The organism is Novosphingobium sp. Leaf2, assembly GCF_001421325.1.
Lineage (GTDB): Bacteria > Pseudomonadota > Alphaproteobacteria > Sphingomonadales > Sphingomonadaceae > Novosphingobium.
The window spans coordinates 137092-153881 of sequence record NZ_LMJY01000018.1; the positions used below are offsets into that span (position 1 = coordinate 137092).

A 16790-nucleotide genomic window follows, 5' to 3' on the forward strand; every position below is an offset into this window, starting at 1 on the left:
CTCGCGATTACACCGCGCGCGTCATGTAGGTTGCGCCCTCGCCGTAGCTTTGCAGCTTGCGCACAAGCGCCGGGCTCGCCCCAGCCGCGCGGAAACCCAGGGCGTCCCAGAACCGCGCCGTCTCGTTCACCGACACGAGCGCGATAACCTCCCCGCCCGCCCCGCGCACCACCGCGGTCAGCCGATCCAGCCCTTGCGCCGCAAAGCCCTGGCCGCGCACATGTGGCATCAGCGCAAGGTCGTGGAGATAGTAGGCGTCGCGCGCATCGGGCAATTCGCCCAGCAGGCTGTCGAGCGGCGGAATCGCGCCCAGCGGCCACGGGTAGCCAATGCAATAGCCTTGCACTTGCGTGCCGGCGGCAAGCACCAGGCAGCCCTGCGGATAGAGCGCCAGCCGCTCGGCAAAGCAGGCCAGCGCTTCAAAATGATCGGGGAAGCAGGCCCGCGCGGTGGCGACGACCCCGTCCAGGTCGTCGGCCTGCATCGCGCGCCATGCGGGCGCGGCGATCACCGAGGGCACCATGCGCCCAGACGTCGGACGGCCTCGTCCAGCATATCGTCCGGCTTGGTGAAGCACAGGCGCACCAAGTGCTTGGGTCCGCCGTCGAGATCGTAAAGCGCGCTGACCGGCAGCATCGCCACGCCGGCCTCGCGCACCGCGCGCTCGCTGAACGCGGCATCCTCCAGCGCGATACCTGATGCCGCCAGATCGACGCACACGAACCACGTCGCGGCGTTGGGCAGCACGTGCAGGCCGATCCCCTCCAGCCCGGCCGTCAGCCGCGCGCGCGATGCGGCCCACCCGGCGTGCAGGTCGTCCAGCACAGCGTCCATCGCCAGTCCTTCGGCCACCGCCCATTGCAGCGGTACCGCGCTGGTGAAGGTCAGGAACTGGTGCACCCGCCCCAGTGCGGTGGCGAGTTCGCCGCGTGCGATCATCCAGCCGATCTTCCAACCGGTAAGCCCGAAGATCTTGCCAGCCGACCCGATCTTCACCGTCCGCTCCGCCATGCCCGGCACATCCATGAGCGAGCGGTGGGCGACGCCATCGAAGCGCACCTGCTCCCACACCTCGTCGCAAATCGCCACCAAGTCATGCGCCGTGCATAGCCGGCCCAGCATCGCCAGTTCGTCCGGGGTGGCGACGGTGCCGGCGGGATTGAGCGGATCGTTCAAGATAAGTGCGCGGGTGCGCGGCGTGATTGCGGCGGCGATGGCGGCCTCGTCATAGCGGAAATGCGGCGCGGCCAGCCCGACTGACACCGGCATCCCGCCTGCGCGCCGCACCAGGGGCGCATAAGCGTCGTAGGCCGGCTGGAACAGCAGCACCTCGTCGCCGGCCTGCACCAGCGCCAGCACCGCTGCCGCGATGGCCTCGGTCGCGCCGGAGGTGACGATGACGTCGCCCGGCTCCACCACCAGCCCTTGCCGCTGCGCATAGAAACGTGCCACCGCCCCGCGCAATTCGGGCAGGCCGCTGCTGGGCGGATACTGGCTTGAGCGTTCGTGGAGCGCGCGCGCCCCGGCGTCCAGCAAAGCAGGTGGGACCGGGCCATCGGGAAACCCTTGCCCCAGATTGATCGCCCTCGTCTCCCGTGCCAGCGCGGACAGCGTCTCGAAAACGGTGCTGCCCATTTGCGCGTAGACGGGGTGGATATGGCTGTGGATCTTCATCGCGTGCGACCTCCCTGACAGGATGTGCTAACGTGAGGCAAGGCCGGATAGGCAGGCATTTTAACCCTGTCACGATAATCAGGCCGAAACGATCACTGTGTGCGTTCGCGCCAGCTTGAGATTTGGGCAGGGACGCCTACATTGACCGGCGAAAGGACGGATTTCCTCACATGAACGACGACCAGCCTAGCGGCAACCCTTGGGTCAAGAGTCTCCTGGTATGGGGGGGCATCTTCCTGGCGCTCCTGATGGTGGTGTCGATGTTCGGCTCGCGCACCGCCGGCGGGCAGGCGATCGCCTATTCCGACTTCCGCGCCAAAGTGGCGGAAAACGCGGTTTCCGAAGTGCAGATCTCCGAAGATCGCATTGATGGCAAAATGCGCAACGGCGATGCGTTCACTACGGTTCCGGTACCCGGCGACACTACGCTGGCCGACCTGCTGCAGCGCAACAATGTGAAGTATTCCGGCAAGGAGGCCGAACAGGGCAGCGTCCTTCTGTACATTCTTGCCCAGACACTGCCGTTCCTGCTGATCGTGGGCATCGCGTTCTTCGCGCTGCGCCAGGTCCAGAAAGGCGGCGGTTCGGGCGCGATGGGCTTCGGCAAGTCCAAGGCCAAGCTGCTGACCGAACGGTCGGGTCGCGTGACGTTTGACGATGTCGCCGGCATCGACGAAGCGCGTGAGGAGCTTGAGGAAATCGTCGAATTCCTGCGTGATCCCACCCGGTTTTCCAAGCTTGGCGGACAGATCCCCAAGGGCGCGCTGCTGGTCGGCTCGCCCGGCACCGGCAAGACGCTGCTCGCCCGCGCGATCGCGGGTGAAGCCGGTGTGCCGTTCTTCACGATTTCGGGTTCCGATTTTGTCGAGATGTTCGTGGGCGTTGGCGCCAGCCGCGTGCGCGACATGTTCGAGCAGGCCAAGAAGAACGCACCGTGCATCGTCTTCATCGACGAAATCGATGCGGTAGGTCGTCATCGCGGCCATGGTCTCGGCAACTCCAACGACGAGCGCGAGCAGACGCTCAACCAGCTCCTGGTCGAGATGGACGGCTTCGAAGCCAACGAAGGCATCATCATCATCGCGGCCACCAACCGCCCCGACGTGCTGGACCCGGCCCTGCTGCGTCCCGGCCGTTTCGACCGTCAGGTGGTCGTGCCCGTGCCCGACATCGACGGTCGCGAGAAAATCCTCGCCGTCCACATGAAGAAGGTGCCGCTGGCACCCGACGTGAACGCGCGCGTCATCGCCCGTGGCACGCCGGGCTTCTCGGGCGCCGATCTTGCTAACCTGGTGAACGAAGCCGCCCTGCTCGCCGCGCGCCGCAACAAGCGGCTGGTTGCGATGCAGGAGTTCGAAGACGCCAAGGACAAGGTGATGATGGGTGCGGAACGCCGCTCCATGGTCATGACCGAGGACGAAAAGAAGATGACCGCCTATCACGAGGCCGGCCACGCCATCGTCTCGCTGAGCGAACCCGCTTCTGACCCGATCCACAAGGCAACGATCATCCCGCGTGGCCGTGCGCTGGGCATGGTGATGCGTTTGCCGGAGCGGGACAGCTACTCCTACCACCGCGACAAGATGCTGGCCAACTTGTCCGTGGCTATGGGTGGCCGCGTGGCCGAAGAAATCATCTTCGGGTACGACAAGGTCTCCTCGGGCGCCTCGTCCGACATCCAGTACGCCACCAGCCTTGCGCGTTCGATGGTCACCAAGTGGGGCATGTCGGACAAGCTGGGGCCGCTGCAGTACGAGGAAACCCAGGAAGGCTATCTGGGCATGGGCGGCTCCAACCGCACCATGGGCTCTGACGAGACCAACCGCCTGATCGACAGCGAAATTCGCATTCTGGTGGACACTGCGCACGCGCGGGCCACCCAGATCCTGAACGATCGCGCTGACGATCTTCATGCGCTGGCCAATGCTATGCTGGAGTATGAGACGCTTTCGGGCGAGGATATCACTCAACTGCTGGAAGGCGGCAAAATCGACCGGTCTTCGGAACCGCGCGGGTCGGTCCTGCCCCGCCCAGTCACCGGTTCCGCGATCCCCAAGTCCGGCAAGCGCTTTACCGGCGGGACGGCAACGCAAGGCGCCTGATCGCAGCAGTTTCACGGTTCTCCCCCAAGGAGAATGCAGGAGGGGCGTCAGGCTTAGGCCCGACGCCCCTTTTCCTTTTGGCGTTTTGCCCTGCGGCGTCGCGCATGGTCTGGTTGCCACCACCGTCGCGGTGGGTCATGACCGCGCGGATGAGCATACAGCCGGGACTTCAGGAGACACTCGTAGCCGTCGGCACCGTGCTGGCCGGCGCGCGCGACCCCTGGTGGATCATCTCGGGCGCGGCTGCTGCCCTGCACGGCGCGGCGCCGATTTGCGTATCGGACGTCGACGTCGTGCTCAGCATTGCCGACGCGCATCGCCTGATGGCCCGGATCGGCGTTGGCCCGGCGCCGCGATCGCATCACCCGCGCTTTTGGTCTGAGGTGTTCGCGCGATGGACCGCCTGCCCGCTGGTGGTTGAATTCATGGCCAACTTCCGGCTGCGCGATGCCGATGGTATCTGGCGGGGGGTAGAACCGGCAACCCGCTGTGCCATCGTTGTGGACGCGGTTACCGTCTACGTCCCGGACTTGCAGGACGTGCGCGCACTGTTCGAACGCCTTGGCCGTCCCAACGACCGGGCGCGGATCCGGCTTCTCGATCGGCTGGGCTGACCAGCCTCACCGTTGGGGCCATCAGCAGCGCAGGGCCAGCTTCTTTTCGATGGCATCCCATAGCCGCGCGAAAGACTGCGCAGCCGCGCTTTGCGGTGCGAACGCGCCCACCGGCTGGCGATGCACCGCGCATTGCTCCACCGCGCTGGCGTAGGGGACCACCGGCCAGCTGGGATTGCCCTCATGCGCCCGGCGATGCAGCGTGCGGCGCATGTCCAGCATGGATAGCACCGGCAGGATCGGCGGATGCTGCCGCGTGTTGCCTGCAATCTCGCGCACCACCAGTTCGAAGGCCCTAGTGGAGAGCGGCGATGGCGGCAGCGGCACGATCACCAGATCGGCAGCGCGAACCACTTGCGCGGACAGTTCGTTCATCACCGGCGGGCAATCCAGGATGATCCGCGCATAGCCGGCGGACAATTCGGCGGTCAGCTTGGCCAGCCGCCGGCGCTTGCCGATCCTGGCCAGTTGCGCGTCCAGCGCCCGGATCGATTCGTCGGCGGGAAGAATATCCAGCCCCTCAAACTGGGTGGCTTGGATCAATCGGGCGGCGGGTCGTTCGCGGGCGAACACGTCCTGCGCAAAGCGCGCGGCGTGCGGCTCAAGCCCATAGAGGAACGCCGAGCCGCCGGCCGCATCAAGATCCCACAGCAACGTGCGGCGGGCCGCCGATACCGCCGAACACCATGCCAGATTGGCCGCGAAGGTGGTTTTGCCTACCCCGCCTTTCACGCTGTAGATCGCGATCGTCGCCCCGCCATGGGCCGGCGATGCCGCGTCGCTTTCTGACACAGCAGGGGGACCAGCCCTGTTGGGCGGTCCCCCGGCAAATCCGATAATTCTGGGCAGTTTCGATTTCGGGGCCACGGGGCCAGTGTTGCCTGCCGCCAGCCGGGCAGTCAACGCCGGAGCGTCAGCCCCGAACATCAACCGTCGTAATCGCCGCCCAGCGAGGTGTTGCGAGTGGGTGCCGATGCGGTGATGCGCAGCGCCTCTGCCGACTGGCTGAGCGAGCCGATCTCATCGATCTCGTCGTCATCGTCAGGCAGGACACGCTGCATCGAGGTGACCAGCGTTTCCTTCAGGATCGAGGGCGTTACGGTCTGCTCGGCGATTTCGCGCAAGGCCACGACCGGGTTCTTGTCGCGGTCACGCTCGATCGTCAGTTCGGCACCGCCGGAAATTTCCCGCGCGCGCTGGGCGGCGAGAAGCACGAGGTCGAAGCGGTTGGGGATCTTGTCGACGCAATCTTCGACAGTAACGCGCGCCATGGGCACTCCCGGGTAAGAATCTATGGGGTCGGAAAGGCTGGCGCTTACGGCGGCGGGCTTTGAAAGTCAAGGAATTGGCGTGCCAAGGCCCGCCGTCCCCTTCATCCTTGCGTGAAGCCCAGCGCCAGCCGCGCCAGTTCGGGGAACGCTTCTGCCCGCTCCCGCGCCTGCGCGCTGGCGGCAGTGCCCCGAATGACGCGCCCCTTGATCCCGTGGAAGATGGCAGCCAGCCGGAAGAAGTTGAACGCCATGTAATAGCGATAGTCCGGCACCCCTTCGCGCCCCGTGCGCCGGCAATAAGCCGCCACATAGTCCGCCTCGGTAGGGATGCCCAGCGCCGCGATATCCGCGCCGCCAAGCCCCGCCACGATATGCGGGGGCATGTGGTACATCATCGCGTTGTAGGCAAAGTCCGCGAGCGGGTGGCCCAGCGTCGAAAGTTCCCAATCCAGCACCGCCAGCACGCGCGGCTCGGTGGGGTGGAAAATCATGTTGTCGATCCGAAAATCGCCGTGGATGACGCTGGAGGCGCCATCGTCCGCCGGCATTTCGGCTTCCAGCCACGCGATCACCGCGTCCATGTCGGCATTGCGGCCAGCCGCTTCGTCCTCAAAATATTGCCGGGACCAGCGCGCCACCTGACGGGCGAAGTAATTGCCCGGCTTGCCATAGTCGGCCAGGCCAATCGCGGCGGGATCAAGGCCGTGCAGCTGCGCGATTGTGGCGTTCATCGCATCGAAGATGGCGGCGCGTTCGGCGGTGGACACGCCCGGCACGGTGGCGTCCCAGAAGATTCGGCCTTCCACCATGTCCATCACGTAGAACCAGGTGCCGATCACGGCGTCGTCGGTGCACAGCCCATAGACCTGCGCCACCGGAAAGCCGGCGCCATGCAGCGCGGTGAGCACCTTGGCCTCGCGTTCTACCGCGTGCGCGCCCTTGAGCAGCTGGCCCGGCGGCTTGCGGCGCAGGACATAGCTGCGCGCGGGCGTCACCAGCTTGTAGGTAGGGTTAGACTGGCCACCCTTGAATTGCTCAACCTGCATCGGTCCGGCAAAACCGGCGACGTTGGCCTGCATCCACGCGCTGAGCGCTGCCTCGTCAAAGGCATACCCTTCGCGGACCGGGGTGGTGCCGGAATTGGCATCCGCGATCGCGCTCATGCCGGCTGCTGTTCCTGTGCCTTGCGCCAAGTGCGACGGATATGCTTGGCAAGGCTCCACTTGTGCACTTCGGTCGGGCCGTCATAGATCCGGAACGCGCGGATTTCGCGGAATACCTGCTCCACGATGGTGCGTTCGGTAACGCCGATGCCGCCCAGCACCTGCACGCAGTTGTCCGCGATCTTCATCAACGCTTCGGAGACGGACACCTTGGCCATCGAGCTTTCGACAGTGCCCAGTGAGCCGCTGTCCAGCACCCCGGCGCACCAGTCTATCATCAACTGGCACTGCTGGATCAGAATGGCGTTTTCCGCCAGCATGAAGCCCACACCTTCATGCTCGATCAACTGCTTGCCGAACGCATGGCGGCGGCAAGCGTAATCGCTGGCGATTTCCTGCGCGCGGATACACGATCCCAGCCAGCGCATGCAGTGCGACAGGCGCGCGGGGCTCAAGCGGATCTGCGCGTATTTGAAACCTTCGCCCGGCGCGCCCAGCATCTGGTCCGCCGGTACGCGAAGACCGTCGATAGTCAGCGTGGCGTGGCCGCCGGGCATGGACGTGTCGATGGTGTTGGGTACCTCGTCGATGCGGATCGCAGGATCGGGCAGATCGACCAGGAACATGCAGGCGCCGCCCTTAGTATCTTCCTCCTGCGATGCCGCCATGACGATGCCGACGCGCGCGCCTTGTGCGCCGGTGATGAAGGTCTTGCGCCCGTCGATCACCCAGTGGTTGCCATCCTTGCGGCAGGTGGTCTTCATCATCGACGGGTCGGAGCCGGCACCGCCCCAGTCGGCCGGCTCGGTCATGAAGAACGCCGAACGCGCCTTGCCTTCCACCAGCGGGGTCAGGAACCGGGCCTTCAATTCCGGCGAGCCGACATGGCCGATGAGGTACATGTTGCCCTCGTCAGGCGCCATCGTGTTACACGCCAGTGGGCCTAGCGGCGAGAGGCCGGACTTGATCAGCACGACCGCCGTTTCGCGCTGGGTCATGTGCGCGCCATCGTCGTGGATGTGCGGCGTCAGAACCCCGGCCTCACGGGCAAGCCCGCGCATTTCCATGACCAGTTCGTCCGTGGGCGCACCGTGATGATCGCGGCGCGGGTCTTTCTCATACGGCACGATCTTTTCGCGCACGAACGCCTCGACCCTTGCGGCCATGTCTTGCGCGTGTTGGGAAATCTCCGCCATTACTGCAGCACCCGGATCGGATCGGACCCGTCCCAATCGCGGGCGGCATCCTTCATCATCTGAAACAGGCCTTCGGTGCCGGACAGCGGCTGAAGATACTCTATCACATGGCCGGGGCCCTGGCCGGGATCGACGTAGATCACTTCGCCATCCGCGCCCACTTTGCCTTCGACGATGATCTTCGCACCAGCCTCGGCGCAGGCCGCCCGCGCTTCGGCGATGGATTCGACGAACACACACACATGATGCAGCCGATCGCGCACCGCATATTCGCCGGTGTAGAGCGAGGGCGAGGCGCTATCCGTCTTGATGAGTTCGATCTGGATGTCGCCCCAATACCCGATCGCCATCGAGAACGTGGCGTCGGTGGGTTGCCCTTCGTATTTCATGTCATCGAGCCGCACGTCGTTGAGCACGAAGAACGGGCCGACACCGACGGTCTCGATCCAGTATTTCATGGTCGCATCGAAGTCGGTGGGGAAATAGGCAAGCTGGATCACATCGCCCAGCCGCTTGAGCGGGCCGGGCTTGAGGCCTTGCGTGGTCATGTCGTGTCCTTTCACGCGAACAGGCCTTCCGGCTTTTCGATCAGGTCTTTGAGGGTCTGCAGGAACTGCGCGCCGGCTGCACCATCGATCGCGCGGTGATCGACCGACAAGGTGAAGCTGATGCGCGTTTCGAAGGTTATGCCGCCCGCCGCTTCAACCGGCTGCCGCAAGGCGGCACCCACCGCAAGGATCGCGCCTTGCGGCGGATTGATGATCGCATCGAAATTCTCGATGCCGAACATGCCCAGGTTTGAGACGGAGAACGTGCCGCCTTCCATGTCATCCATCGACAAGCCCTTGCCGCCATCGGCAAGCGTCGCCTTGTCGATCAGGCGGCGGGTTTCGGCGGCGATCTGGTCGATCCGCATCCGGTCCGCCTGCCGCACGATCGGGGTTACCAGCCCCTTGGGGCCGGCGACCGCGATCGATACGTCGGCATGCGGGAAGCGGTGCAGTTCCTGACCGTGCACCTGCACGTTCACGTCCGGATGCCGCACCAGCGCATTGGCCACCGCCTTGACGATCCAGTCGTTCACCGAAGCCTTGCAGCCCAGCACAAGATTGGCGGTCTTGCGCATCTCCAGCAGCACATCGACGCGCGCCGATGTGCGCAGATAAAAGTGCGGGATGTCCTGCTTGGCCTGCGTCAGCCGCTGCGCCACCACCTTGCGGATACGATCGAACGGCACCACCTGCGCGCGGTTCTCGCCAGCGACGAAAGCGGGCGTGCCCAAAGTGCCAGACGTGCCCGGGCCGGCCTTGGGCACCAGCGCCAGTACGTCGGCTTTGGAGATGCGACCGCGCGGCCCGGTGCCGGACAAGTCACCCAACGCGATACCGTGCAAGGCGGCGATCCGGCGGGCCAGCGGGGAGGCGAAGATCTTCAGGTCTTCGATCTCAACCGGGAGCGGCCCTCGCGGCACGGACGAAGCCGGTCCACGCAGGGCCTTGACCACATCCTGATGGGTGATGCGCCCACCCCGGCCCGAGCCTTCGATCACCGCAACATCGACGCCCTCTTCCTCCGCCAGGCGCAAGGCTTCGGGGCTGATCGGGCGATTGGTGTCGATCTTGGTACGGGCCTTGGCCGGCGCACTTGCGGTGGCGGCGACGGGCTCGGCGGCGGGCTTGGGCTTTTCCGCGCCCTTGGCGATACCGCCCTCGGCAGGCTTGAAGCCGGCTACGAAGGCGTCGATCTCGGCGTCGGAGTGATCGCCTTCGTCGAACACCGCCAGCAGCGCACCCACCGGCTCGGCCTCGCTGCCGCCCGGCACCAGAATGCGTCGCACGGTGGCGTCGTATTCGGCCTCGACCTCGTTGGTGATCTTGGCGGTTTCGATCAGGCACAGCGTCTGCCCGCGCTTGAAGGTGTCACCCTCCTTCACGGTCCAGTCGGCAATGGTGCCCTCGGTCATCTCGATACCCCATTTGGGCATCGTAAAGGCGCGGATACGGCTCATGTGCTGTGCCCCCTCACCGGTATTCGAGCGTCTTGCGCACAGCCGCCGCAATCTTGGCGGGGCTGGGCAGATACGCGCTTTCGAGTTCGCGGGCGAACGGCACCGGGGTGTGCGGCGGCGTCACCATTTCAACTGGCGCCTTGAGGCTGGCGAAAGCCTTCTGGGCGATCAGCGCGGAAATGTCGGTCGCCAGCGAACAGCGCGGCGGCGCTTCGTCCACGATCACCGCCCGCCCTGTAACCTCGACGGAATCGAGGATCGCTTCTTCATCGAGCGGCGATGTGGTCCGCAGGTCGATAACGTCGCAGCCGATTCCGTCACGCGCCAGATCGTCGGCGGCGGTTTCGGCATAGCCCACCATCATGCCGCTGGCGACGATGGTGGCGTCCTGACCGGCGCGGGCCAGGCGGGCATGGCCGAAGGGAATCGTGAAGTCCGGATCGTCCGGCACTTCGCCGCTCATCGCGTACAGGAACTTGTGTTCGAGGAAGACCACCGGATCATCGTCGCGGATCGCCTGGCGCAGCAGGCCGCATGCATCCGCCGGGGTTGCGGGCATCACCACCTTGATGCCGGGCATGTTGGTCACGAACTGGCTGATCATCTGGCTGTGTTGCGCTGCTGCGTTGTAGCCGGCGCCGCAGGGCATGCGGATCACGGCGGGGCAAATGGACTTGCCGCCGAACATGTAGCGGAACTTGGCGATCTGGTTCCACAGCTGGTCCATGCACACGCCGATGAAGTCAGCGAACATGATTTCGGCCACCGGGCGCTTGCCGGCCAGGGCAAGCCCGCCCGCCGCGCCCATGATCGCACTTTCACTGATCGGGGTGTCGATAACCCGGTCAGGCCCGAAGGCGTCGTAAAAACCGGTGGAGGTGGACCAGATGCCACCGATGGCTTCCGGGCCGCCGGCGGTGCCCATGCCGCCCACCACGTCCTCGCCCAGGACGACGACGCGGCTGTCGCGCTGCATTTCCTGGAAGATCGTGTTGCGGATGGCGTCGCGGTACATCAACTTTGCCATGAGTGTCGTTCCTGTCAGTAGCTGATGTAAACGTTGTCGAGGACGTTTTCGGGCGCCGGGCGGGCTGCGGCGCGCGATGCTGTCACCGCATCCTCGATCGCCTTCAAAGCATCGGCGTCCACGATATCCAGGTCGGCATGGTCCAGCAGGGCCGCGCCGGTCACGCTCTTGCGGAAGATCTTCAGGCAATCACGCTCTGCGCGCAGGCGATCAAGCTCGCCATCACCGCGATAGCGCTGCGGATCGCCTTCGAAGTGGCCGAAGAAACGCTCGGTATCGAATTCCACCGCCGCCGGGCCGTTGCCGGGCACGCGCACGTATTCCAGCACGTCGCGGAAGGTGTCATAGACGGAGAAGAAATCGGTGCCGTCCGCGCGCCACACCTTCATGCCGAACGCTTCGGCGCGGCTGGCGATGTCCTGCCTGGTGCCGACCGCGTAATCGACGCCGGTATGCTCGGAATAATGGTTGTTCTCGAACACGAAGATCGCCGGGGCCTTGGTGACCACGGCCAGGTTCATCGCCTCGAACGTGGTCCCCTGGTTGCACGCGCCGTCACCTGAAAAGGCGATGGCGACGGCCAGCTTGCCGTTCTCGTCAGGTCCGTCGATCTTGTTGGACAGCGCCGCGCCTACCGCGATCGGCGCGCCTGCGCCCACGATACCGTTGGCGCCCAGCATGCCCTTGTCGATGTCGGCGATGTGCATGGAGCCGCCCTTGCCGTTGCACAGGCCCTCCTGGCTGCCCCAGATTTCCTTCATCATCCCTTCCACATCGCAGCCCTTGGCCAGGCAGTGGCCGTGGCCGCGATGGGTAGAGACGATCTTGTCCCGCTCGGTCAGGTGTTCGCACACGCCAACCGCAACCGCTTCCTGCCCGCAGTACAAGTGGGTGAAGCCCGCAATCTCGCCGGTCTGGATCTCCTCGTGGAGCCGTTCCTCGAATTCGCGGATCAGCTTCATCTGCCGATAGGCGCGCGTCAGCGCCTCGCGGTTCAGCTGCATCGGGCTTTCCTCTCTTCAATCATAGGGGTTGCGGCCTTCAATCGCGGCACCATCACAGGCCCAGCACCGATTTGGCGATAATCGTGCTCTGCACTTCGTTAGTGCCGCCAAAGATCGTCCACGCGCGGCTGTTGAGATAGCGCGCGGCCATCACTTGCGCGCCGGGTGCATGCACGGGCACCGGCGCATCCTTGCCGTACAGCGGACGGGTGGTTTCCAGTTGCAGCCCGGCAAGGCCGAACAGGTCCATCGCCAGCAGGTCTATCTCCTGGCGCAAGTTGGACGCCAGCAGCTTGGTCAGCGAGGTTTGCGGACCAGGCGCGCGGCCCTTGGCGATTTCCGAGATGATCTTGAGCTCGATCATTTCCAGCGCGTTGACTGACAGCCGGGCCTTGGCCACGCGGCGCCGCCAGTCCGTCTGGTCCGACAACATGCCGCCCTTGCCATCGCTCTCCTGCTTCGCACCGTTTTCGATCTGATCGAGATCGTAGCCCAGCTTTGGCGCATGGCAAGAACCACCGCGCTCGTTCTCCAGCAGGAACTTGGCGATGGTCCAGCCATCCCCTTCCGCGCCTACGAGGTTTTCCGCCGGAACGCTCACGTCCTCCAGGAACACCTGGTTCACTTCGTGGTCGCCCGCGTTGGTCAGGATCGGGCGCACTGAAACGCCGGGGCTGGCAAGGTCGATCAGCAGGAACGAGATACCCGCCTGCTTCTTCACCTCGGTATTGGTGCGCACCAGCGTGAACATGCCGGTGGCGTGGTGGGCATGCGTGGTCCAGATTTTCGAGCCGTTGACGATATACCGATCGCCATCGCGGATCGCCCGGGTCTTGAGGCTGGCAAGGTCCGAGCCGGAACCCGGTTCTGAGAAGCCCTGGCACCAATAGTCCTCACCGGACAGGATGCGCGGCAGGATGTGCGCCTTCTGCGCTTCGGTCCCGAAGGTCCAGATCACCGGGGCCAGCAGCTTGAGCCCCAACACGGTCAGGTTGGGCGCACCGGCGGCGGCGCATTCCTTCTCGAACAGATAGCGCTGCAGCGGCGTCCAGCCGGTGCCGCCGTGCTGGGCGGGCCATTGATAGCCCAGCCAGCCCTTGGCGTTCAGTACCGCGTTCCACGTCTGGCCGATGTCAGGCTCGACGAAGACGGACGGGGTGGCAGCCGCGCCGGCCTTCACGTCGGCCGGCAGGTTATCGCGCAGGAACGCGCGAACCTCGTCGCGGAAGGCGATGTCCTGGGTGGAAAGTTCGATGTCCATGTGGGCTTTCAGCGTTCCAGAATGGTGACGGCGGATACGCCCGGCGCGCCGTAGACGTGGCTGTATGCGGTCTTGGGATCGCCCGGCACTTGCCGCCCGCCCCCGTCACCGCGCAATTGCACGACGTTTTCGTATACCTGCCGCAAGCCCGATGCGCCGATCGGCTCACCGCAGGCCAAGCATCCGCCATCGGTGTTGACCGGCAGTGCACCTCCGATTTCGGTCCGCCCTTCGGCCAGCCAGCGCTCCTGTTCGCCGTCGGCGCAAAAGCCGTTCTCGGCCATGTGCATGATTTCGGCTCCTGTTTCGGTGTCCTGCAACTGCGCCACCGCGATGTCCGCAGGGCCCATCCCGGCCATGCGATAGGCATCGGCGGATGCGATGCGCGATGCGGTACCGCGCGGCCCGGTGTCGTCCGCCACCACGTCCACGCTGGGCGCGAACACCTCGAAGCTGTGCGGCGGGCGGGTGCGCATGGTGGCGGCTTTCAGGCGGATCAGCGGCTTGCCCAGTTCGCGCGCCTTCTTTTCGCTGGCGAGCACCAGGGCCACGCCGCCTTCGCCCGGCGAGCAGAACATGTATTTGGTGTAAGGATCGCTAACCAGCGGCGCGGCCAGAATATCCTCCAGCGCGACCGGCTGGCGCCGCCACGCATGCGGCGCGTGGACCGCGTTGCGAAACGCCTTTTCGGCCACCATGCCCAGCGACTTTTGCGAAATGCCGAACAGGCTCATGTAGCGCATGATCTTGGCCGCAAAGAACTGGGTGGTGACCATCTGGCCCACTTCGCCATACCAGTCCGGCAGGTTGTATTCCGCCGGCAGCGCGTTGAACGCACCGCGCGGGTGCTTGTCGAAGCCCACGGCCAGCCCGATGTCGAACTCGCCGGACTTGATCGCCATCTGCGCCGAAAACAGCGCCGAACCACCCGCCGCGCAGCCATTGCGCACATTGATGAACTGCACCCCGGTCAGGCCGAGGCGGTCCACCATCGTATCGGGGTTACCCGCCGCATCTGAACTGCCATACGCGAACTGAACCTGCGGCCAGTCGATCCCCGCGTCCGCCAGCGCCTGACGCACGGCGAAAACCCCCTGATCGACGCCCGAAACGCCGTCTGTGCGCCCAAACGGGTGGATGCCGATGCCCACGATGCACACGTCGCTCATGCCGCAGCCTCCATCGGAACGAAGGCGGGCACCAGCACGCCATCGGGATTTGCAGGATCGAGCGGGGCGGGCGCGAAACGGACCGGCAGCCCGACGCGCAGGTCTTCGAAGGCAACATCCACCAGCCGCGCCTGGACGATCACCTGGCCTGGCAGTTCCACATAAGCCACCACCCACGGCGCGAACGAGTCAGGCCCGGCATAGGGTGGGGATTTGGGGCGGAAACGCTGCACCGTCCACGACCACAAGGTGCCCTCCCGCAAAAGCGGCACGGGATCGTAGGTCGGGGCGTCGGGGCAGGGATAGACGATACGGCCGGTTTCCCGATCCTTTCCGCCGATCAGACGCGGCGGCGTCTCATCGGTGAACAGGCCTTGGGCAATTGCCCGCATCTCGCTCCCACCCGGTATTTGAAGTCCGGTCATGAAACCGGTGTAGGCCTGCGCGCGCCCCGATGGTGACTCACCAAAACGCTAGGGTAGCCAATAGGCCAGTTCGTGCGACCCGTTGCGGCGGGAGAAAAATCGATGACCAAGGCGTGGGATTTCATCATTGTGGGCGCCGGGAGCGCGGGCTGCGTGATGGCCGAAAGGCTCAGCGCCGATGGCCGCGCGCAGGTGCTGGTGCTCGAAGCCGGCGGCGAGAATGACAGTTTCTGGGTAACCCTGCCCAAAGGCGTCGCCAAGCTGGTCAAGAAGCCCGAACACATGTGGGCCTATCACGTGGCCCAGCCGCGCGATCCGGGCGCCAACGATCCGGGCGCCGGCGAAGTATGGATACGCGGCAAGGGCCTGGGCGGCTCATCATCCATCAACGGCATGATCTGGAGCCGGGGCGAACCGGCCGATTATGACGCGTGGGAGCGCGATGCCGGCGCCACCGGATGGAACGGCGCCAGCATGACCGCCGCCTTCCTCGAACTTGAAGACCACGCCGCGGGGCCCTCCCCCATGCGCGGCAGCGGTGGCCTCGTCCACGTCGATCCCGCCTGCTACACCTATCCGCTGGCCGAACGCATGATCGAGGCCGGCGAGGCAACGGGCCTGCGCCGGGTGGACGATCTGAACGCCACCGCCGGACCGCGCGTCGGCTATTACAGCCACAACATCCGCAAGGGTAAGCGCGATTCCTCGGCGCGCACATACCTTGCCGCCGCGCGCAAACGGCCCAACGTCACGGTTTTGACTAACGCCCTGGCGCAGCGGATCGTGTTCGACGGAACGCGCGCGGTCGGGCTGGACGCGGTGGTGAACGGGCAGGCACAGCACTTCGCATGCGGCGGTGAAATTGTGGTGAGCGCCGGCGCGATGGAAAGTCCGTTGCTGCTGCAGCGCTCGGGGATCGGCGATGCCGCAAGACTGGCGGCGGCGGGCATTCCGCTCGTCGCGCATTCGCCCGACGTGGGTGAGCGGATGATCGAGCACCTCTCGCTCTCGATGCCGTTCCGGCTGGATCGGGGTAAGGGCACCAACCGCAGCTTCTTCGGGATCGGCGCGGCTCTGGCGATGCTGCGCTATCTTGTGCGCGGCGATGGCGTGCTGGCCACCGGGCCGTTCGAGGTTGGCGCGTTCTGCAACGTCGCCCATCCGGACGGGCGCACCGATGCCCAGTTCTACCTGGGTGGCTACACCTTCAAAGTCGGCGACGACAAGGACCCCGTCCCGCTCGACAAGATCGATCCTCTGCCCGGCATCACCATTTACGGGCAACTCCTGCGCCTCACCAGCGAAAGCAGCGTTCATGCCACCGGACCGGCGCCATCCGATGCGCCAAGCATCCTGCACAACTTCCTGTCCACAGAGCACGATCGCCGTTCCGCCATCGCGCTGGTCCGCGCGATGCGCAAATACGTGCGCTCCGGCCCGCTTGCCAGAATGGTGGGCGCAGAACTGGTGAAGGGCGATGCGGTGCAAAGCGACGAAGACGTGCTGGCGATGTTCCGCCGCCTGGCAAGCTGCGGCCTGCACGCCATCCGATCATGCCGGATGGGCGATGATGCGAACGCCGTGGTCGATGCCCGGCTTCGCGTGAACGGGGTGCGGGGCGTGCGCGTGGCGGACTGTTCGGTGATGCCGGGCCACGTGACCGGCAATACCAACGCGCCGGCGATGGCGGTGGGCCTGCGCGGGGCCGCGCTGATGCTGGAGGATCGCGCCACCGTGCTAGTGTAGTGGGCAAGTGTGTGGATAAGCACTGGATATAAGGTGAAGATTGCGCGCGCCGAATGTCGGTTGGTCGTCTGGAACGATGGCCGCCGCGCTTCGCTTCCCCTGCGACCGGGAGCGCGTGGTTGCCGATCCG

The 16790-nt window shown here is 65.4% G+C and carries 16 protein-coding genes; 3 read left to right on the top strand and 13 right to left on the bottom strand.

Annotated elements, in window-relative coordinates; translation table 11 throughout:
• Positions 1–7: 7 nt before the first annotated feature.
• Entirely contained in the window at positions 8–511 is a 504-nt protein-coding gene (locus ASE49_RS13715; protein WP_235522988.1) for a GNAT family N-acetyltransferase, read from the bottom strand.
• Complete coding sequence (locus ASE49_RS13720) at positions 508–1674, bottom strand: aminotransferase (protein ID WP_200922055.1); 1167 nt, start codon at positions 1672–1674, stop codon at positions 508–510. The genes ASE49_RS13715 and ASE49_RS13720 overlap by 4 nt, the downstream gene beginning before the upstream one ends.
• Positions 1675–1844: 170 nt before the next feature.
• On the opposite strand from ASE49_RS13720, the gene ftsH reads away from it, so the two are divergent.
• Positions 1845–3776: an ATP-dependent zinc metalloprotease FtsH gene (ftsH, locus tag ASE49_RS13725; protein WP_056773606.1), complete on the top strand. Its 1932-nt coding sequence runs from the start codon at positions 1845–1847 to the stop codon at positions 3774–3776.
• A 149-nt stretch (positions 3777–3925) separates the two neighbouring features.
• Positions 3926–4390 (top strand): hypothetical protein, encoded by a 465-nt coding sequence (locus ASE49_RS13730; protein ID WP_156370317.1) that lies wholly within the window; start codon positions 3926–3928, stop codon positions 4388–4390.
• Between the two features lie 21 nt (positions 4391–4411).
• Here the strand turns inward: ASE49_RS13730 and ASE49_RS13735 are convergent, their stop codons facing one another.
• From ASE49_RS13735 to ASE49_RS13785, 11 genes are all read right to left on the bottom strand, one after another.
• Positions 4412–5182, bottom strand: a complete 771-nt coding sequence (locus tag ASE49_RS13735; protein WP_056773612.1) for a ParA family protein — start codon at positions 5180–5182, stop codon at positions 4412–4414.
• A 134-nt stretch (positions 5183–5316) separates the two neighbouring features.
• Positions 5317–5661, bottom strand: coding sequence for a DNA-directed RNA polymerase subunit omega (gene rpoZ / locus ASE49_RS13740; RefSeq protein ID WP_056773614.1), 345 nt, complete (start codon positions 5659–5661; stop codon positions 5317–5319).
• A gap of 101 nt (positions 5662–5762) precedes the next feature.
• Positions 5763–6824: a phosphotransferase gene (locus ASE49_RS13745; protein ID WP_056773618.1), complete on the bottom strand. Its 1062-nt coding sequence runs from the start codon at positions 6822–6824 to the stop codon at positions 5763–5765.
• The gene (locus ASE49_RS13750; protein WP_056773620.1) at positions 6821–8020 is read right to left on the bottom strand and encodes an acyl-CoA dehydrogenase family protein; all 1200 of its coding nucleotides are present in this window, start codon (positions 8018–8020) and stop codon (positions 6821–6823) included. The genes ASE49_RS13745 and ASE49_RS13750 overlap by 4 nt, the downstream gene beginning before the upstream one ends.
• Entirely contained in the window at positions 8020–8568 is a 549-nt protein-coding gene (locus tag ASE49_RS13755; RefSeq protein ID WP_056773622.1) for a VOC family protein, read from the bottom strand. The genes ASE49_RS13750 and ASE49_RS13755 overlap by 1 nt, the downstream gene beginning before the upstream one ends.
• Before the next feature lie 11 nt (positions 8569–8579).
• The gene (locus tag ASE49_RS13760; RefSeq protein WP_056773624.1) at positions 8580–10028 is read right to left on the bottom strand and encodes a dihydrolipoamide acetyltransferase family protein; all 1449 of its coding nucleotides are present in this window, start codon (positions 10026–10028) and stop codon (positions 8580–8582) included.
• 13 nt (positions 10029–10041) lie between these two features.
• Positions 10042–11055, bottom strand: coding sequence for an alpha-ketoacid dehydrogenase subunit beta (locus ASE49_RS13765; RefSeq protein ID WP_056773628.1), 1014 nt, complete (start codon positions 11053–11055; stop codon positions 10042–10044).
• A gap of 14 nt (positions 11056–11069) precedes the next feature.
• On the bottom strand, positions 11070–12059 hold the full coding sequence (locus ASE49_RS13770; RefSeq protein WP_056773631.1) for a thiamine pyrophosphate-dependent dehydrogenase E1 component subunit alpha: 990 nt from the start codon (positions 12057–12059) through the stop codon (positions 11070–11072).
• A 52-nt stretch (positions 12060–12111) separates the two neighbouring features.
• On the bottom strand, positions 12112–13320 hold the full coding sequence (locus ASE49_RS13775) for an acyl-CoA dehydrogenase family protein (protein ID WP_056773633.1): 1209 nt from the start codon (positions 13318–13320) through the stop codon (positions 12112–12114).
• Positions 13321–13328: 8 nt separating this feature from the next.
• Positions 13329–14489 (bottom strand): thiolase family protein, encoded by a 1161-nt coding sequence (locus ASE49_RS13780; RefSeq protein WP_056773636.1) that lies wholly within the window; start codon positions 14487–14489, stop codon positions 13329–13331.
• Positions 14486–14914, bottom strand: coding sequence for a Zn-ribbon domain-containing OB-fold protein (locus ASE49_RS13785; RefSeq protein WP_442946020.1), 429 nt, complete (start codon positions 14912–14914; stop codon positions 14486–14488). The genes ASE49_RS13780 and ASE49_RS13785 overlap by 4 nt, the downstream gene beginning before the upstream one ends.
• Positions 14915–15016: 102 nt before the next feature.
• Between ASE49_RS13785 and ASE49_RS13790 the strand changes: the two genes are divergently transcribed.
• Entirely contained in the window at positions 15017–16660 is a 1644-nt protein-coding gene (locus ASE49_RS13790; RefSeq protein WP_056773640.1) for a GMC family oxidoreductase, read from the top strand.
• Positions 16661–16790 lie beyond the last annotated feature (130 nt).